The organism is Pseudomonas sp. GW456-L13 (assembly GCF_017350115.1).
Classification (GTDB): Bacteria; Pseudomonadota; Gammaproteobacteria; order Pseudomonadales; family Pseudomonadaceae; genus Aquipseudomonas; species Aquipseudomonas jessenii.
The window spans coordinates 2232630-2255223 of sequence record NZ_JACNAS010000002.1; the positions used below are offsets into that span (position 1 = coordinate 2232630).

21 protein-coding genes are annotated in these 22594 nt (G+C 61.0%); 8 read left to right on the top strand and 13 right to left on the bottom strand.

Annotation, left to right across the window (positions count from 1 at the left end; translation table 11 throughout):
- Positions 1-20 precede the first annotated feature (20 nt).
- The 4 genes from J4D25_RS24370 (at position 21) to ppx (ending at position 3797) form a co-directional block, all read left to right on the top strand.
- A complete protein-coding gene (locus J4D25_RS24370; RefSeq protein ID WP_057712812.1) occupies positions 21-689 on the top strand; it encodes an amino acid ABC transporter permease in 669 nt (222 codons plus the stop codon).
- Positions 686-1336: an amino acid ABC transporter permease gene (locus J4D25_RS24375; RefSeq protein WP_057712811.1), complete on the top strand. Its 651-nt coding sequence runs from the start codon at positions 686-688 to the stop codon at positions 1334-1336. Before J4D25_RS24370 ends, J4D25_RS24375 begins: the two co-directional genes overlap by 4 nt.
- On the top strand, positions 1323-2060 hold the full coding sequence (locus J4D25_RS24380) for an amino acid ABC transporter ATP-binding protein (protein WP_057712810.1): 738 nt from the start codon (positions 1323-1325) through the stop codon (positions 2058-2060). Before J4D25_RS24375 ends, J4D25_RS24380 begins: the two co-directional genes overlap by 14 nt.
- 234 nt (positions 2061-2294) lie before the next feature.
- Positions 2295-3797, top strand: coding sequence for an exopolyphosphatase (gene ppx, locus J4D25_RS24385; protein ID WP_057712809.1), 1503 nt, complete (start codon positions 2295-2297; stop codon positions 3795-3797).
- Positions 3798-3963: 166 nt separating this feature from the next.
- Here the strand turns inward: ppx and ppk1 are convergent, their stop codons facing one another.
- Positions 3964-6192: a polyphosphate kinase 1 gene (gene ppk1 / locus J4D25_RS24390; protein WP_057712808.1), complete on the bottom strand. Its 2229-nt coding sequence runs from the start codon at positions 6190-6192 to the stop codon at positions 3964-3966.
- Positions 6193-6210: 18 nt separating this feature from the next.
- Complete coding sequence (hemB, locus tag J4D25_RS24395; RefSeq protein ID WP_057712807.1) at positions 6211-7224, bottom strand: porphobilinogen synthase; 1014 nt, start codon at positions 7222-7224, stop codon at positions 6211-6213.
- A 206-nt stretch (positions 7225-7430) separates the two neighbouring features.
- On the opposite strand from hemB, the gene J4D25_RS24400 reads away from it, so the two are divergent.
- Positions 7431-8063 (top strand): DedA family protein, encoded by a 633-nt coding sequence (locus J4D25_RS24400; protein WP_057712806.1) that lies wholly within the window; start codon positions 7431-7433, stop codon positions 8061-8063.
- Here the strand turns inward: J4D25_RS24400 and J4D25_RS24405 are convergent.
- Entirely contained in the window at positions 8044-9279 is a 1236-nt protein-coding gene (locus J4D25_RS24405) for a sterol desaturase family protein (RefSeq protein WP_057712805.1), read from the bottom strand. The genes J4D25_RS24400 and J4D25_RS24405 overlap by 20 nt on opposite strands.
- Before the next feature lie 115 nt (positions 9280-9394).
- Here J4D25_RS24405 and elbB point away from each other — a divergent pair, with 115 nt between their 5' ends.
- Positions 9395-10063 (top strand): isoprenoid biosynthesis glyoxalase ElbB, encoded by a 669-nt coding sequence (gene elbB / locus J4D25_RS24410; protein ID WP_057712804.1) that lies wholly within the window; start codon positions 9395-9397, stop codon positions 10061-10063.
- Positions 10064-10182: 119 nt separating this feature from the next.
- Here elbB and J4D25_RS24415 read toward each other — a convergent pair whose 3' ends face one another.
- The 5 genes from J4D25_RS24415 to J4D25_RS24435 form a co-directional block, all read right to left on the bottom strand.
- Positions 10183-10638, bottom strand: a complete 456-nt coding sequence (locus tag J4D25_RS24415; protein WP_057712803.1) for a YaiI/YqxD family protein — start codon at positions 10636-10638, stop codon at positions 10183-10185.
- 109 nt (positions 10639-10747) lie between these two features.
- Positions 10748-12646, bottom strand: coding sequence for a cytochrome c/FTR1 family iron permease (locus tag J4D25_RS24420; protein WP_057712802.1), 1899 nt, complete (start codon positions 12644-12646; stop codon positions 10748-10750).
- A 160-nt stretch (positions 12647-12806) separates the two neighbouring features.
- On the bottom strand, positions 12807-13439 hold the full coding sequence (gene rhtB, locus J4D25_RS24425; protein ID WP_057712801.1) for a homoserine/homoserine lactone efflux protein: 633 nt from the start codon (positions 13437-13439) through the stop codon (positions 12807-12809).
- Between the two features lie 226 nt (positions 13440-13665).
- Positions 13666-14247 carry a mechanosensitive ion channel family protein gene (locus J4D25_RS24430; RefSeq protein ID WP_057712800.1) on the bottom strand — a complete coding sequence of 194 codons (582 nt, stop codon included), beginning with the start codon at positions 14245-14247 and terminating at the stop codon, positions 13666-13668.
- Positions 14247-16157 carry an ATP-binding cassette domain-containing protein gene (locus tag J4D25_RS24435; RefSeq protein WP_057712799.1) on the bottom strand — a complete coding sequence of 637 codons (1911 nt, stop codon included), beginning with the start codon at positions 16155-16157 and terminating at the stop codon, positions 14247-14249. Before J4D25_RS24435 ends, J4D25_RS24430 begins: the two co-directional genes overlap by 1 nt.
- A 50-nt stretch (positions 16158-16207) precedes the next feature.
- On the opposite strand from J4D25_RS24435, the gene J4D25_RS24440 reads away from it, so the two are divergent.
- Positions 16208-16672 carry a TIGR02444 family protein gene (locus J4D25_RS24440; protein ID WP_057712798.1) on the top strand — a complete coding sequence of 155 codons (465 nt, stop codon included), beginning with the start codon at positions 16208-16210 and terminating at the stop codon, positions 16670-16672.
- Here the strand turns inward: J4D25_RS24440 and J4D25_RS24445 are convergent.
- Entirely contained in the window at positions 16669-17814 is a 1146-nt protein-coding gene (locus J4D25_RS24445) for an AlgP family protein (RefSeq protein ID WP_079246697.1), read from the bottom strand. The two genes, J4D25_RS24440 and J4D25_RS24445, sit on opposite strands and share 4 nt — an antisense overlap.
- A 192-nt stretch (positions 17815-18006) precedes the next feature.
- Between J4D25_RS24445 and J4D25_RS24450 the strand changes: the two genes are divergently transcribed.
- A complete protein-coding gene (locus J4D25_RS24450; protein ID WP_057712795.1) occupies positions 18007-18672 on the top strand; it encodes an FKBP-type peptidyl-prolyl cis-trans isomerase in 666 nt (221 codons plus the stop codon).
- 60 nt (positions 18673-18732) lie between these two features.
- On the opposite strand, the gene J4D25_RS24455 is transcribed toward J4D25_RS24450, so the two are convergent.
- From J4D25_RS24455 to J4D25_RS24470, 4 genes are all read right to left on the bottom strand, one after another.
- Positions 18733-19191 (bottom strand): Rsd/AlgQ family anti-sigma factor, encoded by a 459-nt coding sequence (locus J4D25_RS24455; RefSeq protein WP_057712794.1) that lies wholly within the window; start codon positions 19189-19191, stop codon positions 18733-18735.
- A gap of 177 nt (positions 19192-19368) precedes the next feature.
- A complete protein-coding gene (locus J4D25_RS24460; RefSeq protein WP_057712793.1) occupies positions 19369-19920 on the bottom strand; it encodes a disulfide bond formation protein B in 552 nt (183 codons plus the stop codon).
- 263 nt (positions 19921-20183) lie between these two features.
- Complete coding sequence (locus J4D25_RS24465; RefSeq protein WP_057712792.1) at positions 20184-21422, bottom strand: heme biosynthesis protein HemY; 1239 nt, start codon at positions 21420-21422, stop codon at positions 20184-20186.
- Entirely contained in the window at positions 21419-22582 is a 1164-nt protein-coding gene (locus tag J4D25_RS24470) for a uroporphyrinogen-III C-methyltransferase (RefSeq protein WP_057712791.1), read from the bottom strand. The genes J4D25_RS24465 and J4D25_RS24470 overlap by 4 nt, the downstream gene beginning before the upstream one ends.
- Positions 22583-22594 lie beyond the last annotated feature (12 nt).

The following is a 22594-nucleotide window of genomic DNA, read 5'->3' on the forward strand; positions in this document are numbered from 1 at the left end:
CGGCGCGCTGGAGACGTTTTATGGCTTATCAGTTCGATTTCCTGCCGGTGGTGAACAACACCGATCTGTTGCTGCGCGGTGCGTTGTTCACCCTTGAGCTGACCGCCATCGGCGCTGTGCTCGGCGTGGGGCTGGGCATCGTCGGGGCGCTGGTGCGGGCGTGGAACATCCGGCCTTTCGCGGGGATTTTCGCGGTCTACGTCGAGTTGATCCGCAACACGCCATTTCTGGTGCAGTTGTTTTTCATTTTCTTCGGCTTGCCGTCCCTGGGCGTGCAGATTTCCGAATGGCAGGCGGCGGTGCTGGCGATGGTCATCAACCTCGGCGCCTATTCCACCGAGATCATCCGCGCCGGCATCCAGGCGATCCCTCGGGGTCAGCTGGAAGCCGCAGCGGCACTGGCGATGACGCGCTTCGAAGCGTTCCGTCATGTGGTGCTGCTGCCGGCACTGGGCAAAGTCTGGCCGGCCCTGAGCAGCCAGATCATCATCGTGATGCTCGGCTCGGCGGTGTGTTCGCAAATCGCGACGGAGGAACTGAGCTTCGCCGCCAACTTCATTCAGTCGCGCAACTTCCGCGCCTTTGAAACCTATGCACTGACCACCTTGCTCTATCTGTGCATGGCGCTGCTGATCCGTCAGTTGCTGAACTGGCTTGGCCACCGCTTCATCGCAAGGAGCAGCCGATGAGCGACTTCACTTTCTGGGACATCGTGCGCAACCTGCTCACGGGCCTGCAATGGACGCTGGCGCTGTCGCTGGTGGCGTTCATTGGCGGCGGACTGATTGGCTTACTGATCATGGTCATGCGCATCTCGAAAAAATCCTTGCCGCGCAGTTTCGCCCGCACTTACATCGAACTGTTTCAGGGCACACCGCTATTGATGCAGCTGTTCCTGGTGTTTTTCGGCGTGGCGTTGGCCGGGATCGAGATTTCGCCGTGGATGGCCGCGGCGATTGCACTGACGTTGTTCACCAGTGCTTATCTGGCGGAGATCTGGCGCGGTTGCGTCGATTCGATTCCCAACGGTCAGTGGGAAGCCTCATCGAGCCTGGCGCTGAACCCGCTGGAACAATTGCGCCATGTGATCCTGCCCCAGGCCCTGCGCATCGCCGTGGCGCCGACAGTGGGGTTTTCGGTGCAAGTGGTCAAGGGCACCGCCGTCACCTCGATCATCGGCTTCACCGAGCTGACCAAGACCGGCGGCATGCTCGCCAACGCCACCTTCGAACCGTTCATGGTCTACGGCCTCGTCGCCCTCGGCTACTTCCTGCTCTGCTACCCCTTGTCGCTCAGTGCGCGATACCTGGAAAGGAGACTGCATGCCTCTGCTTAGAATTTCCGCCCTGCATAAATACTATGGCGATCACCATGTGCTCAAAGGCATCGACCTGAGCATCGAGGAAGGCCAGGTGGTGGCGATCATCGGCCGTAGTGGCTCGGGCAAGTCCACTTTGCTGCGCACCCTCAACGGCCTGGAGTCAATCAATGACGGTGTGATCGAAGTCGACGGCGAGTACCTCGACGCCGCCCGCGCCGACCTGCGCAGCCTGCGGCAGAAAGTCGGCATGGTGTTCCAACAGTTCAATCTGTTCCCGCACCTGACCGTGGGCGAAAACGTCATGCTCGCGCCGCAAGTGGTGCAAAAAGTGCCGAAAGCCAAGGCCGCCGAACTGGCGCGGCAGATGCTGGAAAGGGTCGGACTGGGGGAAAAGTTCGATGCCTTCCCTGATCGACTGTCGGGCGGGCAGCAACAGCGGGTAGCGATTGCCCGGGCACTGGCGATGTCGCCGAAGGTTTTGCTATGTGACGAAATCACCTCGGCACTGGACCCGGAACTGGTCAACGAAGTGCTGAGCGTGGTCCGGCAACTGGCCAGGGAAGGCATGACGCTGATCATGGTCACCCACGAAATGCGCTTCGCCCGGGAGGTTGGGGATAAGTTGGTGTTCATGCACCAGGGCAAGGTGCATGAGGTTGGGGATCCGAAAGTACTGTTCGCCAACCCGCAGACGGCGGAGCTGGCGAATTTCATCGGGACGGTTGAAGCTGTGGGCTGACAGAGCTTCAGCGCCAGCGAGGCCGTCATCGCGAGCAAGCTCGCTCCCACAGAGGGCCTGCGTCGGTCGCGGGATTAGAAACACCCTGGAACCCTGTGGGAGCGAGCTTGCTCGCGATTGACCGCGAAGCGGTCACCGGTTTTCATGCACTGGATCAAGGCTTTGAACACTGCGCGTTGGCGCCAGCCTTTGATCGTGGCACGATGTCGAGGTTATCGACCGAGACCCCTGACCATGCCGCAATCCAAAGCCAAGAATCTGTCCCTGATCGCCGCAATCGACCTGGGCTCCAACAGTTTTCACATGGTCGTGGCCAAGGCCCAGAACGGCGAGATCCGTATTCTCGAGCGTCTCGGGGAGAAGGTTCAGCTGGCCGCCGGCATCGACGAAGAGCGCCACCTCAATGAAGAATCGATGCAACGCGGGCTCGATTGCCTCAAGCGTTTCGCCCAACTGATCAGCGGTATGCCCACCGGCGCCGTGCGAATCGTGGGCACCAACGCCTTGCGTGAAGCCCGCAACCGTGCCGAATTCATCCGTCGCGCCGAAGAAATTCTCGGCCACCCGGTGGAAGTCATTTCCGGTCGTGAAGAAGCGCGCCTGATCTATCTCGGCGTGTCCCACACCCTCGCCGACACCCCGGGCAAGCGCCTGGTGGCCGACATCGGTGGCGGCAGTACCGAGTTCATCATTGGCCAGCGCTTCGAACCGCTGCTGCGCGAAAGCCTGCAGATGGGTTGCGTCAGCTACACCCAGCGCTATTTCAAGGACGGCAAGATCACCCCGGCCCGTTACGCCCAGGCGTACACGGCAGCACGGCTGGAGATCATGAGCATCGAGCATGCCCTGCATCGCCTGACCTGGGATGAAGCCATCGGTTCCTCGGGCACCATCCGCGCCATCGGCCTGGCGCTGAAGGCTGGCGGCTACGGCACCGGTGAAGTCAACGCCGAGGGCCTGGCCTGGCTCAAGCGCAAACTGATCAAGCTGGGCGACGTCGAAAAAATCGATTTCGAAGGTATCAAGCCGGATCGCCGGGCGATCTTTCCGGCGGGCCTGGCGATCCTCGAAGCGATCTTCGACTCCCTGGAACTGCAACGCATGGATCACTGCGAAGGTGCCCTGCGCGAAGGCGTGCTCTATGACCTGCTGGGCCGCCATCATCACGAAGACGTGCGCGAACGCACCCTCACTTCGCTGATGGAGCGCTACCACGTCGACCAGGAACAGGCGGTACGAGTCGAGCGCAAGGCGCTGCATGCGTTCGATCAGGTGGCCGAGGACTGGGATCTGGAAGACGGCGTCTGGCGCGAACTGCTCGGCTGGGCGGCCAAGGTCCATGAGGTGGGCCTGGACATCGCTCACTACCAGTACCACAAGCACGGCGCCTACCTGATCGAGCACTCGGACCTCGCCGGGTTCTCCCGCGAAGACCAGTTGATGCTCGCGCTGTTGGTACGCGGCCACCGACGCAACATTCCCAAGGACAAGTTCGCCGATTTCGGCGATGACGGCATCAAGCTGATTCGCCTGTGCGTACTGCTGCGCTTTGCGATCCTGTTCCACCACATCCGTGGCACCCAGCAAATGCCCCAGGTGGAACTGAATGCCAATGGCAATAGCCTGGAAGTGGTGTTCCCGGAGAACTGGCTGGACGAAAACCAGCTGACCCAGGCCGACTTCGAAATCGAAGCGCAATGGCTGACCCGGGTCGACATCGTGTTGAGCGCTCGCTGAAATTGAAAAAAGGCCTTCTTCGGAAGGCCTTTTTTTGTCTGCGATTCTGCAAACGCCACTATCCCCTGTGGGAGCGAGCTTGCTCGCGATGGCGGATGGTCAATCAACACATCGTTGCCTGACACACCGTCATCGCGAGCAAGCTCGCTCCCACAGGTTGCAGTCGTTACCGAACAGCCAGGATCGGACTGCCCAAACGCTCCAGCAATGTCGCCTGGGCGCTGCGCGGGTTCTGGTTGCCGGTCGGAGTGTTACGGATGTAACGGCCGTCCGACTGCAGGCTCCAACTGTGGGTGTTATCGGTCAGATACAACTCCAGCTCTTTCTTGACCCGCATGATCAGCTTCTTCCCCTCCACCGGGAAGCAAGTCTCGACGCGCTTGTCGAGGTTGCGCTCCATCCAGTCGGCACTGGACAGGAACATCTGCTCGTCGCCACCGTTGAGGAAATAGAAGACCCGGGTGTGTTCCAGGAAGCGGCCGATGATCGAACGCACGTGGATGTTGTGGGAAACCCCGGCGATGCCCGGTCGCAGGCAGCACATGCCACGCACCACCAGATCGATGCGCACGCCCGACTGGCTGGCCTTGTACAGTGCGCGGATGATCTTCGGATCGGTCAGCGAGTTGAACTTGGCAATGATGTGCGCCGGTTTGCCATCGAGGGCGAACTGGGTTTCGCGGGCAATCATGTCGAGCATGCCCTTTTTCAGGGTGAACGGCGCGTGCAGCAGTTTTTTCATGCGCAGCGTCTTACCCATGCCGATCAACTGGCTGAACAGTTTGCCGACGTCTTCGCACAAGGCGTCGTCGGAGGTCAGCAGGCTGTAGTCGGTATACAGGCGAGCGTTGCCGGCGTGGTAGTTACCCGTACCGAGGTGTGCATAACGCACGATTTCACCCGCTTCGCGCCGCAAAATCAGCATCATCTTGGCGTGGGTCTTGAAGCCGACCACACCATAGATCACCACCGCACCGGCCGCTTGCAGACGGCTGGCCAGTTGCAGGTTGGACTCTTCGTCGAACCGTGCGCGCAGTTCGATCACCGCGGTGACCTCTTTGCCGTTACGCGCCGCATCCACCAGCGCATCGACGATTTCCGAGTTCGCGCCGGAGCGGTACAGGGTCTGGCGCACCGCCAGCACGTGCGGGTCCTTGGCGGCCTGGCGCAGCAGGTCGACCACCGGAGTGAACGACTCGAACGGGTGCAGCAACAGGATGTCCTGCTTGCTGATCACGCTGAAAATGTTCTCGCTGTTCTGCAGCAGTTTTGGAATCTGCGGGGTGAACGGCAGGTATTGCAGCTCGCGCTGGCTGTCCAGGCCGGTAATGCTGAACAGCCGCGTCAGGTTCACCGGACCGTTGACCTGATACAACTCCGTCTCGCTCAGGTTGAATTGCTTGAGCAGGTAGTCGGACAGGTGTTTCGGGCAGGTGTCGGCCACTTCCAGACGCACCGCATCGCCATAGCGACGGGAGAACAGTTCGCCGCGCAAGGCACGGGCCAGGTCTTCGACGTCTTCGGAGTCCAGCGCCAGGTCGGCGTTACGGGTCAGGCGGAACTGGTAGCAGCCCTTGACCTTCATCCCCTGGAACAGGTCATCGGCGTGGGCGTGGATCATCGACGACAGGAAGACATAGTTGTCGCCGGCGCCGCCGACTTCTTCCGGCACCTTGATGATGCGCGGCAACAGGCGTGGCGCCGGGATAATCGCCAGACCGGAATCGCGGCCAAAGGCGTCGATGCCTTCGAGCTCGACGATGAAGTTCAGGCTCTTGTTCACCAGCAACGGGAACGGGTGCGTCGGGTCGAGGCCGATCGGGGTGATGATCGGCGCGATCTCGTCACGGAAATAGCGACGGACCCAGGTCTTGAGCTTGGCCGTCCAGTTACGGCGACGGATGAAGCGGACCTGATGCTTTTCCAGTTCCGGCAACAGGATGTCGTTGAGGATCGCGTACTGGCGATCGACGTGACCATGGACCAGTTCGCTGATGCGGGCCAGGGCCTGATGCGGTTGCAGACCATCGGCGCCGGCCTGTTCACGGGCGAAGGTGATCTGCTTCTTGAGGCCGGCGACACGAATTTCGAAGAACTCGTCCAGGTTGCTGGAGAAGATCAACAGAAACTTCAGCCGCTCCAGCAATGGATAGGACTCGTCCAGCGCCTGCTCCAGCACGCGGATGTTGAACTGCAGTTGCGAGAGCTCGCGGTGGATGTACAGGCTGCTGTCATCCAGGCCGGGAATGGCCAGCACTGGCGCCGGCGCTGTCACGGCGGTTTCGACGACCGCCGCGGGCGGAGCTGGCTCCAGCTCCGGCGGGGTCTCGTCGACTTGCTCCACCACAGGTTGAGCGTCTTTTACGGCAACTTCAGTGAGCACTTCGGTATTCATCGAATGTTCCTGGGAGGGCTATTTTTGCTCTCGTAACAATTGAGCGGCACGAACGGCGAAGTACGTCAGGATGCCATCAGCCCCTGCACGTTTGAAAGCGGTCAGGGACTCGAGGATAACCCCTTCGCCCAACCAGCCATTTTGGATCGCCGCCATGTGCATGGCGTATTCGCCGCTGACTTGATAAACAAAAGTCGGCACTTTGAATTCTTCTTTTACCCGGCACAGGATGTCCAGGTACGGCATGCCTGGCTTGACCATGACCATGTCTGCACCTTCTGACAAGTCCGCCGCCACTTCGTGCAGGGCTTCGTTGCTGTTGGCCGGGTCCATCTGATAGGAGGCCTTGTTGGCCTTGCCCAGATTCAGCGCCGAACCGACCGCATCACGGAACGGGCCGTAATAGGCACTGGCGTACTTGGCCGAGTAGGCCATGATCCGCACATTGACGTGACCGGCCACTTCGAGAGCTTCGCGGATCGCCTGGATGCGACCGTCCATCATGTCCGATGGGGCCACGACCTGAGCGCCGGCCTCAGCGTGGGACAGGGCTTGCCTGACCAGTGCGTCGACGGTGATGTCGTTCTGCACGTAGCCTTCTTCATCAAGAATGCCGTCCTGGCCGTGGGTGGTGAACGGGTCCAGGGCAACGTCGGTGATCACGCCCAGCTCAGGGAACCGCGCACGCAGCGCACGGGTCGCGCGTTGGGCGATGCCTTCGGGGTTCCACGCCTCGGCGGCGTCCAGGGACTTGAGTTCCGCTGGCGTCACCGGGAACAGCGCAAGCGCCGGAATCCCCAACTCGACCCACTTGGCCGCTTCTTCCAGCAACAGGTCGATGGTCAGGCGTTCGACGCCCGGCATCGAAGCCACCGCTTCGCGACGGTTTTCGCCGTCCAGTACGAACACCGGCAGGATCAGGTCATCGACGGTCAGGACGTTTTCACGGACCAGACGACGCGAGAAGTCGTCACGACGATTGCGGCGCAGGCGGGTTGCAGGGAACAAACGGTTGGCGGGGGTAAAGCTCACGGCAGACTCCTGAGCCCGCAGGCGTGCGAGCGTGACAGTTATAAGCGGCCATTATGACGAACGTATTACAGTTGTGTGCACCCCTGTGACAGGTAGCCGCATTCCATTGTCGTTGTAGGAAATGTTCACGTCGAGACACATTTGGACACTTTCCTGAATGTGTCCGAAGGGTTAGGCTGCGCGTTCATTTCGCCAGCACCCAGACAATGCTCCAACAATTTCTGCATGACTTCGGCTATTTTGCCCTTTTTCTAGGCACGTTCTTCGAAGGCGAAACCATCCTGGTACTCGCGGGCTTCCTCGCGTTCCGTGGATACATGGACATCAACCTGGTGGTGGTCGTGGCCTTCTTCGGCAGCTATGCCGGCGACCAACTGTGGTATTTCCTGGGACGCAAACACGGCCGCAAACTGCTGGCGCGCAAACCCCGCTGGCAAATGATGGGTGACCGGGCGCTGGAACACATTCGCAAGCATCCGGACATCTGGGTATTGAGCTTCCGCTTCGTCTACGGTTTGCGCACGGTCATGCCGGTGGCCATCGGGCTGTCGGGTTATCCGCCGGGCCGTTACCTGCTGCTCAACGGCATTGGCGCAGCGATCTGGGCCACAGCCCTGGCGGCGGCCGCGTACCATTTCGGCGCGGTGCTCGAAGGCATGCTCGGCAGTGTGAAGAAGTATGAACTCTGGGTGCTCGGTGCGCTGCTGGTCCTGGGCTTCGTGCTGTGGCTGCGTCGGCGCTTCAAGAATGCCCGCCTGGCCAAGCAGGTCTACGCCGACGAACAAGCCCTGAAGGCCGAACGAACCAAGGCCGAAGGCCCTACGACGCCAGCCGAGTGATGCGGTTTCTGCAACAGTAGAGACCGATGCCGCTCAACAGACTGTAACTGAACAGGCCGACCCAGCCCACAGCGCTGGCCGGCCACAGCCCCACCATCGGGGCCAGCCATACCAATGGCAGATTCGACGCCAGCCGCAGCAGCTCCAGCTTCAACGCCCACGGGCGATTCTCCAGAGCCACGCCCAGCACAAACAGACCGAACGCCACCGCTCCCCAGCCCAACACCAGGGCGACGACGGGCAGCTTCGGTTCAAGATTCATCAAGTAACTGCCCAGCGCGATATAGACGCAGAACTGCAGGAGGACGTAGAGCTGCTGACGCCCGTCCAGCGCCACCTCGAATTTGCGAAACTGGCTCAGGTCCGGCTTGTTCATCGGGTATCTGGCAGCCACCTCCGCCGGGCGCCAGCCGGTGCGCATGAACCAGATCCGCAGCTTGTCCCAGGTGCTTTCGGCACGACGCGCATCTGCCCACAACTGCGCGTAGAACTGCACGTTCGCCCACACGGGGTTCCAGCTCGCCAGTGGCGTGGTCACGCCGAAAATCACCGGCTCGTTGTCGTCTTCTTCCTGGAACGAGCCGAACAGACGGTCCCAAATAATGAACACGCCGCCATAGTTGCGATCCATGTAGAGAGCGTTCTGTGCATGGTGAGCCCGATGATTGGACGGCGTGACAAAGAACCATTCGAACCAGCCAAGCTTGGGAATGTGCCGCGTGTGCACCCAAAACTGGTACAGCAGGTTCAGCGCCGCGACGCTGACGAACACCAGCAGCGGCACGCCGGACACCGCCATCGGCAGATAGAAGATCCAGCCCAGCAGGAAGCCGGTACTGGTCTGGCGCAAGGCCGTGGACAGGTTGTAGTCCTCGCTCTGATGATGCACCGAATGGGCGGCCCAGAGGATGTTGCGCTCGTGACCCATGCGATGCAGCCAGTAGTAGCAGAAATCGTAGAAGACAAAGGCAAACACCCAGGTCCAGATGCTGTCGGCCGACAACTCGAACAACGCCAAGTGCTTGAGGGCAAAGGCGTAGGTCACCAGCCCCACCCCCTTGGTCAACAGACCCGTGGTGGTCGACAGCACGCCGGTGCTGATGCTGTTGATCGCGTCTGCCACCCGATAATTGCTCACCCCGCGCCAACGGTCGGCCAGCAGCTCGGCGGCGATCAGCACAAAGAAAAACGGCACCGCATACAGAATGAAGTCCATGACGCGCCCTGATCGGAATCTTGAGGACAGATGCTATGTGCAGCCGTGAATTAACCCTATGGCAACGCGGGACAAATTAGTGGACATTTAACGCCATGAATCTGGAGAAAAGCCCATGAGCAAAAAAGTTGCAGTGATCCTTTCCGGTTGTGGCGTGTACGACGGCGCCGAGCTCCACGAGAGCGTTATCACCCTGCTGCGCCTGGACCAGCGCGGGGCCCAGGTGCAGTGTTTCGCACCTGACATCGCGCAGTTGCATGTGATCAACCACCTGACCGGCGAAGAAATGCCCGAATCGCGCAACGTGCTGGTGGAGTCGGCGCGGATTGCCCGGGGCAACATCAAGGATATCCGAGACGCGAACGTCGATGAGTTCGATGCGCTGATCGTGCCCGGCGGCTTCGGCTCGGCCAAGAACCTGTCCAGCTTCGCCATCGAAGGTGCCGCCTGCACCGTTCAACCGGATGTCCTGGCACTGACCGAAGCCTTTGCCGAGGCCGGCAAACCGGTGGGGTTGATGTGCATCTCCCCTGCCCTGGCGGCAAAGATCTACGGCCCTGGCGTCACCTGCACCATAGGCAACGACACCGACACGGCAGCTGCGATGAACAAGATGGGCGCGACCCATACCGATTGCGCGGTCAGTGACATCGTCGAGGACAAGGCGCGCAAACTGGTGAGCACACCGGCTTACATGCTGGCGCAATCGATCAGTGAAGCGGCTTCAGGCATCAACAAACTGGTAGACCGGGTACTGGAACTGACCCACGAAAACGACGCCTGACACCCTCCAAAACTGTGGGAGCGAGCTTGCTCGCGATGGGGCCAGCACATTCAACATCGATGTTGTCTGTAAGTCCGCTATCGCGAGCAAGCTCGCTCCCACAGGGTTCGCCACTGGTCTTAAGAACTGCGCGTCAGACGAGTGAGAATCCGGTCCAGCGCATTGGCAAACGCCTGCTTCTCACGGTCGCCAAACGGCGCTGGCCCTCCGCCCATTTGCCCTTGTTCGCGCAAATCGGTGAACAGGTTGCGAACCGCCAGCCGCTCGCCCATGTTCTGCGCATCAAACTCCTTGCCCCGTGGGTCGAGCGCTGCCACGCCCTTCTTCACCAGACGATCGGCCAGCGGTACATCGCTGCAGATCACCAGCTCACCAGGCACCGCGTGTTCCACCAGGTAGTCATCGGCCGCATCCGGGCCGCTCGGCACCACGATCAGCTTGACCAGTGCCAGCCCCGGTTTGGTCTGCGGCTGCCCGGCCACCAGCACCACTTCGAACTGGCGCTTGAGAGCGAACTTCACCACCAGATCCTTGGCTGCCCGAGGACAGGCGTCGGCATCGATCCACACACGCATTGAATTTTCCTCTGTTGAAAAGCATCGCGGGCAAGCCACGTTCCCACAGGTTAACGCGAAACCTGTGGGAGCGTGGCTTGCCCGCGAAAGTGAGCGAAGCGAATGCCGTTTAAGAAACCTGCACCCGCTGTCTCTCAACCACCCGGCTACGACCGTACAACACGACAATCGAAATGATCGCCACAGCCTGGGCGCTCAACGAATAGGCATCGGCATGGATCCCCAACCATTCAAAGTCAAAGAACGGCACCGGCCGCGTACCGAAGATCCCGGCTTCCTGCAGCGCTTTCACGCCGTGCCCGGCAAACACCACCGACAAGGCGCACAAAAGACCGGCGTTGATGCTGAAGAACAACGCCAGCGGCAACTTCGCCGAACCGCGCAAAATCACCCAGGCCAGGCCGACCAGCAGCACCAGCGCCGTGGCACCACCGGCCAGCACCGCGTTGTGCCCCGCGGGCCCCGCCTGCAACCACAGGGTTTCGTAGAACAGGATCACTTCGAACAGTTCGCGATACACCGAGAAGAACGCCAGGGTCGCAAAACCGAAACGCCCGCCACCGCCCACCAGGCTGGTCTTGATGTAATCCTGCCAGGCCGCGGCGTGACGACGGTCATGCATCCACACGCCCAGCCACAGCACCATGACGCTGGCAAACAACGCCGTCGCACCTTCCAGCAATTCGCGTTGGGAACCGCTGACATCAATCACATAGGCTGCCAGCGCCCAGGTGCCCAGCCCCGCCACAAACGCCAGGCCCCAGCCGACGTTAACGCTGCGCACCGCCGCCTGTTGATCCGTGTTACGCAGGAAAGCAAGGATCGCCGCCAGCACCAGAATCGCTTCCAGACCTTCGCGCAGCAGAATCAGCAGGCCGGAAATGTAACTCAGCGACCAGCTCAAACCCTCGTTGCCCAACAGGCCGGCCGATGCCTTCAACTTGTCCTTGGCCACGTCCAGGCGCTGCTCGACCTCGCTCACCGGCAAGCCGTCCTGCAACGACTGACGGTAGGCCATCAGGGATTTTTCAGTGTCTTTACGCACGTTGGCGTCAATGTTATCCAGCGAGCTCTCAACCAGCTCGAAGCCTTCCAGATACGCCGCTACCGATAAGTCATAAGCCTGATCATGCTCACCGGCACGATACGCCGCGATGCTCTTGTCCAAAGTGGCCGCGGTGTAGTCGAGCAGTTGCGCCGGACCACGCTTGACCTGCGGCGGTTGCGCTCGCTGGGCACGGAAGGTCGCGGCGGCTTGCAGGCCTTCGACAGCCTGTACTTCGGCCGGGGTCTGACGAGCGAGGTCGGCGATGTTGTAGGTCTTTTCAGCCTTGGCCGTCGCCGGGTCGACACTGAAGCTGGCGATATAGGTGGCCAGGTCCCAACGCTGACGATCATCCAGTTGATCGGCAAAGGCCGGCATGTCGGTCCCTTCGACCCCCAGGCCCAGGGTGCTGTAGATCGCGTAGAGGCTCAGTCGGTCCAGTCGTGTGCTATCACGCAGATTGGATGGCGGCGGCGCCATGCCGACACCTGCCGGGCCGTCGCCGGCCCCTGTATCGCCATGGCAGACCGAGCAATGCTGAGCGTACAGCGGCGCACCACGCACCGGGTCCGGCGTAATGACCGGGGCCTGACTGACTTCATAGGCCACGGCCAGCTTCGCACCCAGTTGCCGGGCCTGGCGCGCGACGTCGGCGCCGTCCTGATGGGCGTCAATGGAGTTTCCCAGCGCGGCCAGGCTTTGCTCCAGAGCGGCTTTTTCCGGCTTGGCCGGCATGACTGCAATCAGACGTCCCAGCGTCTTGACCGAGTCTTGCTGCACGCGAAATCCGGCCTGGTCCGTGATGCTGCCCGCCTGCACCGTGTCCGGGTAATCCGCGCCGATGTAATCGAGCAAGTGCAGCGCCTGCGGCGCACCTTCGGCGGGAGCGGCCAGTAGCTGAAAACTGCACGCAGCCAACAGCGGCAGCAACAGCCAGGCCAGGAAACGGGAGGGGGCAATCATGAATGAATCTCAATTGGAAATACGAAGTTACATATTGTTAACGCCAGACGGGTTTCGCTCAAGCTTTGTTGATATCTCTTCGTAATTGCATCAGTTTCGAGAGCGGCTCCTCCAAACAAAAAAGGCGACCTCCAGGGTCGCCTTTTTTTATATCGCCGTTTTACACAGCAGCTTTGCGCAACGTCGCCATGAACGCCGCCGCCCCGATGAACAGCCCGGCAAAGGTCCGGTTCATGCGCTTTTGCTGTTTCGGTGTGCGCAACAGACGCAGCACTTTGGACGCCAGACCGGTGTAGCCGGCCATGACGATCAGGTCGACGCAAACCATGGTCACACCGATTATCAGATACTGAATCAGCAGTGGCGCATGGGGGTCGATGAACTGCGGCAACACCGCCAGCATGAACACCAGCGCCTTGGGGTTGCTGATGTTCACCAGAAAACCACGGAACACCAAGGCCATCGGCTTGCCGATCTGGCGCAGCGCCGCGTCATCGCTCATATCGCTGGGCAGCGCACGCCATTGCTTTATCGCGAGGTAAACCAGATACGCCACGCCAAACCATTTGATGGCATAGAAGGCCGTGGCCGACGCCGTGAGAATGGCGCCGACACCGGCGCCGACGATGGCGATCTGCAAAGCCAGGCCCAGTTGCAGGCCCAGGGCGTTCCAGTAGCCGCGCCAGAAACCGTATTGCAAGCCGCTGGACATCGACGCAATGGCGCCGGCACCGGGGGACAGGCTGATCACCCAGCAGGCGGCAAAAAACGCCAGCCATGTTTGAAGCTCCATTGCACACCTCGACTCAGACTCGTGACAGATGTCTAAGCTAATGCGGCTTTGATTGGATGACTACCGATTTTTTGTAGGACATGACGACTGCTGACTTGAGGTCCCCATCGCGAGCAAGCTCGCTCCCACAGAGAAGTCTCTGGTGCTCACAAGATTTGTGCTCACTGAAGATCGACTGTGGGAGCGAGCTTGCTCGCAATGGCGATATGTCAGGCGAAAAAAAAACTTACTTTTCAAACCCGCTGGAAGGAAACACATCCGTCCCGCGCCAGCGCCGTACCGAACGCTGGAAGAACAAACTGTTGGGCACCTGCACCATGGCGCTGCCAGTGCCGACTTCTTCGGCCTCGATCAGCGTGGTGTAAAGAAGATTGATCGCCACCACCCGGCCTTTGACGCCGGGCTTGTCGGTGGTGTCCACCAACTCGACCACGTCACCTATGCGAAACGGGCCGACGGTAAAGATCAGGATCGCGCACAGCAGGTTCGAGAGCACGCTCCACATGGCGAAAAACGCCACCGCCGCGACTGCGACGAATCCGGACAACGCGGTCCAGAGCACCGTGGCCGAAACACCGAGGCGTTCCAGCACAAAAATCAATGCACTGCCCATGATGAGCCAGCGCAGACCACCGCGCAGCGGCATCAGCAACTGCGGCGGAAACGGGTAGCGCTCGCCGAGACGGGTCAGGCATTTGGCGACGAAACGCTGGGCGATGTATCCGGCCAGCAGGATCAGCAGGATTTGTACGCCGAGCCAGATCGGCTCGACCCACACCGCCGGCAGCGGCAGCTTGAAGGCGTCCATCAGGACAGCTCCTCCAGCTCCGCCTGCATGTTTTCCAGCAACTCCAGGGCTTCCATCCAGGCTTCTTCCAGCTCCGCCTCACGCACCTTCAGCTTGGCCTGTTCGGCCAGCAGATCCCGCAATTCGTTCTTGCGCGCCGGCTCGTAGATGTCGCTGTCGCCGAGGCTGGCATCGATCTTCGCCAGCTTTTCGTGGAGCTTGCCGAGTTCGGCTTCAAGCTTGTCAGCTTCGCGCTTGTGCGGCGCCAGTTGCTGACGCAACGCAGCAGCGGCCTGACGCTGGGCTTTCTTGTCGGTCTTGTCCGGGTTGACCGGCGTGTTGCTGACCGGGGCGTTGCGCTGGCGATACTCCACCAGCCAGCGGGTGTAGTCCTCCAGGTCGCCGTCGAATTCCTCGACCTTGCCGTCCGCCACCAGATAGAAATTGTCGGTGGTGCTTTTGAGCAAGTGGCGATCGTGAGAGACCACCAATACCGCACCACTGAATTCCTGCAGGGCCATGGTCAGCGCCAGACGCATTTCCAGGTCCAGGTGGTTGGTCGGTTCGTCGAGCAGCAACAGGTTCGGTCGGTCCCAGGCGATCAAGGCCAACGCCAGGCGCGCCTTTTCGCCACCGGAGAAATTCAGTACCGGTTCGTCGATTCGCGCACCACGGAAGTCGAACCCGCCGAGGAAGTCGCGCAGGGCCTGCTCACGCTCGGTCGGTGCCAGGCGTTGCAGGTGCAGCAACGGGCTGGCCTTGGAGTCCAGCGAATCCAGCTGATGCTGGGCGAAGTAACCGACAACGGTGTTCTCGCCACGGGTCAAGCGGCCGGCCAATGGCGAGAGCTCACCGGCAAGGTTCTTGATCAGGGTCGATTTACCGGCGCCATTCGGGCCGAGCAGACCGATTCGCGCACCCGGGGTCAGTTGCAGCTTGACCTTCTCCAGCACGGCCTTGTCGCCATAACCCAGGCGGGCATCGGACAGGTCGATCAGCGGGCTGGAAATCTTCTGCGATTCACGGAAGACAAAGTCGAACGGCGAATCGACGTGGGCAGCGGTCAGCTCTTCCATCCGCTCCAGTGCCTTGATCCGGCTCTGGGCCTGGCGGGCCTTGGTTGCCTGGGCCTTGAAGCGGGCGATGTAGCTTTCCATGTGCGCACGTTGCACCTGCTGCTTCTCGTACGCCTGCTGTTGCTGGGCCAGGCGTTCGGCACGGGCACGCTCGAAAGCGCTGTAGCCACCGCGGTACAGGGTGATCTTGCGCTGATCGACGTGGGCCACGTGGTCGACCACGGCATCGAGGAAGTCCCGGTCGTGGGAAATCAGCATCAAGGTGCCGGGATAACTCTTGAGCCACTCTTCGAGCCAGATGATGGCGTCGAGGTCCAGGTGGTTGGTCGGTTCGTCGAGCAGCAGCAGGTCCGATGGGCACATCAAGGCCTGCGCCAGGTTCAGGCGCATCCGCCAGCCACCGGAGAAATCCCCGACCTGGCGATCCATCTGCTCGTTGGTGAATCCAAGTCCGGCCAGCAGCTTGCGCGCCCGGGCATCGGCGGTGTAACCGTCGGCGCTGTCGAGTTCCGAGTGCAGTCGGGCCTGAGCGGCACCGTCATGGGCCGCTTCGGCTGCCGCCAGGTCGCGTTGCACCTGGCGCAGGCGCAGGTCGCCATCGAGCACGTAGTCGACCGCCAGGCGTTCGAGGGTGTCGACCTCCTGGCGCATGTGGGCGATACGCCAGTCGGCCGGCAGGAAGCAATCACCCGAGTCCGGGTGCAGCTCACCCCGAAGCAAGGCGAACAGGCTCGATTTGCCGGCGCCGTTGGCACCGATGAGGCCGGCTTTCTGGCCGGCGTGCAGGGTCAGCTCGGCGTCTTCTAGCAGACGTTGCGGGCCACGCTGTAAAGTCAGGTTCTGAAGTCGAATCATAATGGCGGCGGAGTCTACCAGCTTCGCTCGCAACTGGCGCGAGTAGCACTATGTCCTCTGACCTGTGGAGCTTTTCCCTAAGTACTTATGCACAGCCCGGCGTTGAACCCGCATGCCTGCAATTGCAGTCGGCGGGCATCAATGTGTGCTTGCTCCTCTGCGGACTGTGGCTGGGAGAACGTGGCGTCGCCTTTAACGAACACCGATTGCAGCAACTGCGTAGCGTGGCCGAGCCGTGGGACGCAGACGTGGTGCGACCGCTGCGAGCCTTGCGGGTGAATTGGAAAGTCGTTGCCGCCGACGACGGCGAACTGAATGCTTTGCGCGAGCAAGTGAAGGCACTCGAACTGGAAGCCGAGCGACATCTGTTGGTACGACTGGAACGATCGGCGTTGAGTTGGCCGCAAGGTGAGGCGACCGATCTATCGGCCTGGCTCAATGGTGTGACGGCAGGCGCCGCCCACCTGGACCGCGACGCGCTGCATCAGCTGCGCGTCGCGGTAACCGGCACTTAGGAAGCGCTGGTTGGGGTGGTTGCTGCGATCGATGCAGCGGCCGGCGTTGGCGCTGGCGTGGCTGTCGAGGTGGCTGCTGCTAAAGCAGACGTTGCTACCGGAGCCGGGTTGGCTGGCTTGGCAACTGGCGCGGCGGCCGGCTTGGCGGCAACAGGTTTCACTGCTGGTTTTGCAGCTGGCTTCGCCGCCGCTGGCTTGGCAGCGGGTTTGGCGGTGGCCGGCTTGGCAGCAGCGGCAGGTTTAGCCGCAGCAGGTTTGGCTGCCGGTTTAGCAGCTGGTTTAGCGGCCGGCTTGGCCGCTGCTTTTACAGCGGGTTTGGCCGCAGTTTTCGCAGCAGGTTTTGCAGCGGGTTTAGCCGCGACAGATTTGGCGGCCGGCTTCGCAGCAGGTTTCGCTGCTGCAGTTTTGGCTGCTGGTTTTGCTGCGGGTTTAGCGGCTGGTTTAGTGGCTGGTTTTGCAGCCGGTTTAGCGGCGGCGGTTTTAGCCACGGCTGGCTTGGCAGCAGCGGCTCTTGCAGCGGTAGGTCGTGCGGCGGCTGGTTTGGCAGCCGTGGTTTTAGCCGCAGGTTTTGCAGCGCTGGCAGCAGCCGGTTTTCTTGCAGCCGGTTTGGCAGCAGGTTTGGCTGCGGCAGTTTTAGCTGCTGGCTTGGCAGCTGCAGGTTTTGCGGCAGGTTTGGCCGGTGCTTTTGCAGCAGCCGGTTTGGCAGCGGCTTTCTTCGCAGGTGCCGCAGCAGGCTTGGCCGCACGCAAGGACAACACCTTGCCGACAGCCTCTTGTACACGACCGACGCCCTGGGCCAGTTTCAGGCTTTCCTGAGCATCGCGCTTGAGTTGCAGAATGTAGCCGCGGGTTTCCGATTGACGATCCTTGAGGGCATCGAGCAGCTCCTCAAGATCGGCCACTGCGCCCTTGGCCTTGGCTTGTGCCTTGGCTTTTCCGGCCGCCGCAGCGTCCTGCAATTTGGTGCGGGATTTGTGCAGTTTTTCTTGCGCTTTTCCGCGCTGCTTTTCCAGCTTGGCGAGCAGTTTTTCAGCATCAGCCAAGGCTTCGGAACAAGCGGTTTCCAGATGCTCGAGCAGGCTGCTCGAGAGTTGTTGGAGCAAGTGCAACGGAGTGTTTACTGGCTTCTTGGTGGCCGACATGGTTTACCTCCTGGCTGAAGTGAGTGCGGCTCATACTAGACCTCTGCTGCAACCGCCGCTAGGGCATGTTGACACTATCGAAAGCGCTGTGTTGCAAAGGATTGAAAAACTTCTGCCTCGGCGCAAAAGCAGTTCACCGTTGCGCGCATTCTCACTGGCATAATCGCCCGCAATTCAGGTCGGAGAGTGCTCATGTCGCGCTACCTTTTTTTATCGCTGTGCGTGTTTTTTTCGGTGGCCCAGGCCGGCGAAACAACGCAGGAAAATGAAGCCCACGATCTCGCATACAGCCTGGGTGCAAGCCTTGGCGAACGCTTGCGCCAGGAGGTTCCCGATCTGCAACTCCAGGCATTGGTCGAAGGATTGCAGCAGGCCTATCAGGGCAAACCGCTGGCGCTGAAGGACGAGCAGATCCAACAGATACTGACCGAGCATGAAGCCCGGATCGCCATGCAGTCCGACAAGCCGCAAAGCGAAATGGCACTGGAAAAAGAACAGCGTTTTCTCGCCACAGAAAAAGCCAGGCCCGGCGTGCGCGAACTGGCTGATGGCGTGTTGCTGACCGAGTTGACGCCAGGTACTGGCGCCAAGGCCGGACCGAACGGCAAGGTGCAGGTGCTGTATATCGGTCGATTGCCCGACGGCACTGTGTTCGATCAGAACAGTCAGCCACAGTGGTTCAGTCTCGACAGCGTGATCGCCGGATGGCGCAGTGCACTGCAAAACATGCCGGTCGGGGCGAAATGGCGACTGGTGATTCCATCGGCTCAGGCCTATGGCGCCGACGGTGCCGGTGACGTGATCGCACCATTCACACCACTGGTGTTCGAAGTCGAACTGCGCGGTGCCACCAGCTGACGATGCAAACGAAAAACGGCGTGCCTTGGCACGCCGTTTCGGGATCTTGCAGGAAGCGCTTCAGGCCTGAACCGAATCGGCTTCCTTGTGGGCGGTGTGCAGCACTTCGATCAGGCAGTCTTCCAGCTCAAAGCGCTCATGCAACAGTCCGCCGAGTGTCTTGAACTCTTCGGCGACACACTTACCTGCGTCACACAGGTCATTGAAGGCGAGCAGCTTTTCGGTGATGACGTCGATCCGCGGGTAGATGGTCTCGGCGAGCTCCAGGCCACGCTTGTCGTTGAAGGCCTTGGCCTCCCCCGTCAGCTGCTCGTAGATCTCGAAGTGCCCGGCCGATACATAATCGACCAGCACGCCGCAGAATTCCTGCAAGGGCTTGCGGTTCTCACCCAGCGCCTCAGGCTTTGCGCCGAGAGCGTCATAGGCCCCGATCAGTTCGTGTCGTTCCTGCAACCAGCGATCGATCAGCAGGTGCACTCCGCCCCAGCGTTCCTGAGCATTCTGACAACTTTCGAGCATGGTGATCTCTCTTCCCTTGTGGGTCAGCTGCTCTATGCCCGCTCGCCTCTTGTAACGTCGGTGGGCGGTCAGGCAGAGCGTCATCGAGCAACATAATTCCAATGACACGTGCGGGCCAGATTATGCCCGCACGACACTGGCTTCAAGGTACGCAGGCGATAAAGTTCATACAAGTGTTTAATCACCCGCAAAGGCCCGGTGCGACGACTCGCCGCTGAGTGGTCGCTGATAGCCGGTCCAGACCAGTCGCAGCGACTGGTAAACGGCCAGAATCATCATCGCGACGAAGAGCAACAGGCTCCACTCGGTGAGACTCAGATCGAACAGCGTCCAGGAAATTTCCACACAATCGGCAGCGCCCTTGAACATTTGCTGTACGACCGAAAGCCACGGAGAGTTGGCCAACAGGTCCGCCAGATGAGTCGAGCACGCCGCTACCTGTTCCGCAGGAAGGCTTTGCAGCAGGACCTGTCGCCATGCAGTGACAGTGCCGGCCAGGCTGCAACAAAGACTGAACAGCCAATAGAGAACGTTTCCGATGCGACCGGGGCCATGGACCGAAGCCATCAGGCAGACGCCGGTAAGGAGCGCCAGGCAAAACCGCTGCACAAGACACAAGCCACAAGGCCGCAGGCCGACTGCATATTCCAGGTAGTAGGAAACACCCATCGCCAGGGCACCCGCAATGAAAGCCATGAAAAACAAGGAGCGTGAGCAGGCCAAAGACATGGCTTTTCCGTAAAAGTAGTGACAGACCATTACGGTAGAGGAAAGCGCGACAGCCTTTCAAGGCAAGTGCCCACAGAGACTTCAGCGCAGGTGTAGGGAAATCCCGACGCAGGCGAGAGGATAAAATGTAGTCCTCTGTAGGACTTTGTCTGCGATGAGATTTCGCGACTGAATTTCAACTAATCATCGCACTGCGGCGAGGGTGATTGCCCCCTCGTCGCAGGTCATCGCTCAGGCGCCGGAGCCCGGTGCCTGCGAGTGGGTCAAGCGCCGACTGGCGTTGGCAGAGGGGCCGCGAGCAAGCGCTCATCCAACAACCCCAGGCCTTCCTGAAACAGCTGGTTGCTGCGCTCGGCATCGCCCATTTGTGCCAGCAAGCGTGCCAGCTCGGCACAGGCTTCCGGATTGCGCTGTACACGCAGGCTGCTTTCCAGATAGTCCCGGGCCTTGCCCCACAAACTGTTTTGCAGGCATAGACGACCCAGTGTCAGCAGCAGGCCCGGATCGGCCGGGTGGTCCTTGAGCCAGCCTTCGGCGGCCTGCAACTGGCGGGCCGGATCATTGCCCCGAACCAGTCCATAGAGTCGGGCCAGATGACTGTCGTAGCTGCGCTTGAGCGCGGTGCGCAGAACTTCTTCGGCCTCGACCTGAGCCCCCAGTTGCCGCAACTGCTCGGCATATGCCAGCACCAGTTGCGGCTCCTGACGCTGTGCTGAAGTCAGTTGTTGCCAGGCACGTTCCAGCGATTGCTGCCCCACCGTTCCGTCTTCTTCTCGTTGCGCCGCCAGAGACAGGTTCGCCCCCCAGGCCCGACGCTCCAGCTCGGCGAGCTCCGCCGCCGGCAGGATTTTGTCCTTGCGCAGCTCCGGCAGCAGGCGAATCACTGCCGACCAGTCACCACGCTGCTGAAGCAGGCGCTGCAACTGACGCAAGGTCTGTGCGTTATGAGGATGGCGTTCACGCATGGCTTGCAGGGTGGCCAGGGCGCCTGCGGTGTCACCGCGATCGGTCTGTAACTGGGCGTGGCTCAAGGCGATCGCCAACTCGGCCTGGGGCTGACGCTCGAGGGCGCGCTCCAGCAAGTTGTCGCTTTCTTCGTGATTGCCGAGTTCGTTCGCGGCACGGGCAGCGCCGAGGTAGTAAAGCAGCGGCTGACGCTCGGCTTCGGCAGCCCGATGCAAGTGACGTTGCGCGCTGGCCCAGCGACCCTCGGCCAGGTCCAGCTGACCGTGCTCGATCGCCACCTGCACTCGACGGCTGCGGTTACGCCGTGACCACGGATTGACCACGCCACTGGAAGCCATCACCAGTTCGACCAGCGACCTGATGCCCCAGATCACCAGCCAGAGCACAGCCACCAGCGCCAAAGTAGCCCACAGGCTCGACTCATAACGGAAGGTCTTGTAGGCAATCAGCACGTAGCCGGAATGCTCGGCAATCGCCAGCCCCAGCGCAGCGGCAGCGGCGATCACGAGGAACACGATCACATAGAGGCGTCTCATGGCGTGGCCTCCGGCGCGGCGTTCGCGGCAGGCCTGGCCAGTGGCTTGACCGAGTCCTCGGCGTTGACGTTGCGCCGTTCCAGATACCCCTGCACCGCGCTCAGGGTGCCGGTCATATCCGGCGTGACGACGGTGACAGGTTGCACGCTCAACTCGGCCACCTGTTCAAGCATGACTTTGCTTTGTGCGTTGTCCGGATTGAAGTTGCCGTTGAGGATGTCCCGCGCCTCGTCCAGCACTTGGGAGTAAACCGCCGCCTGGCCATTGAGTGCGGCCCACTGCGCCTGCTCCAGCGCCAGGCTCAGGGCCAGGCGTACCTGGCTCAGACTCTGGCCTGCCAGCAATGGGCGAACGTTCTTGTCGGCATTGAAGTCGATGCGGATGTAGCGCGAAATCTGATCCCACCATTGCGCCCAGCGACTGGCACCGTCGCCATCGGCAGTCAGGCCCAGCAGCGAATCACCACGGTCCTTGTACTCTGGTGCCAGCTCGGTGAGGCTGGCCACTTGATCGCGCAGCGCGCCCAGACGCAGAAACAGCCCGGTGCGATCCGGTTGTTCGGTGCTGCGCAAGGCGATCAGGGTCTTGGCCACCTGCTCGCGAGCGGCAAAGGAGCCCGGATCGTTTTGCTCACGCAGTATCTCGTCGGCACCCTGGACCAGTGCCTGGGCACTGCTGATGTCCTGCAAGGCGGACAGTCGCAGGCTGGCCAGACGCAGCAGGTGCTCGGCCTCGGCCAGACGCCAGTCTTTGCGGCTGGCACCGAGAACGGTTTCCAGCCGTTGGTTCAACCGCTGCTGATCACCTTGTAGCTGAATCACCAGACGACTGCGTGCTTCCAGTTCATCGGCTGGAGGCAATTGCGCCAGGCGTGCGCTCAGGCGCTCCTCATTGAGCTTGAGGTTTTGCGCCTGGTCATTCAGCGCCTGCACCTGGCTCAGTTGCTGCTGATTATTGGCCTGCAGGTGACGCACCTGCCAGACACCCCAACCGCCCACCGCTACACCGGCCGCGCCCAACAGCAGCGCGATGATTGCCAGACCATTGCCTCGACGCTGCCCGGCAGCAGGTGTCGGCGGCGACATTTCATCAACAGGTGCATCAACAGGTGCATCAAGCACCGGTCGCGAGTCATCTTTAGGCAAGGCTGTTTCGCTCACGTATCCATCCTT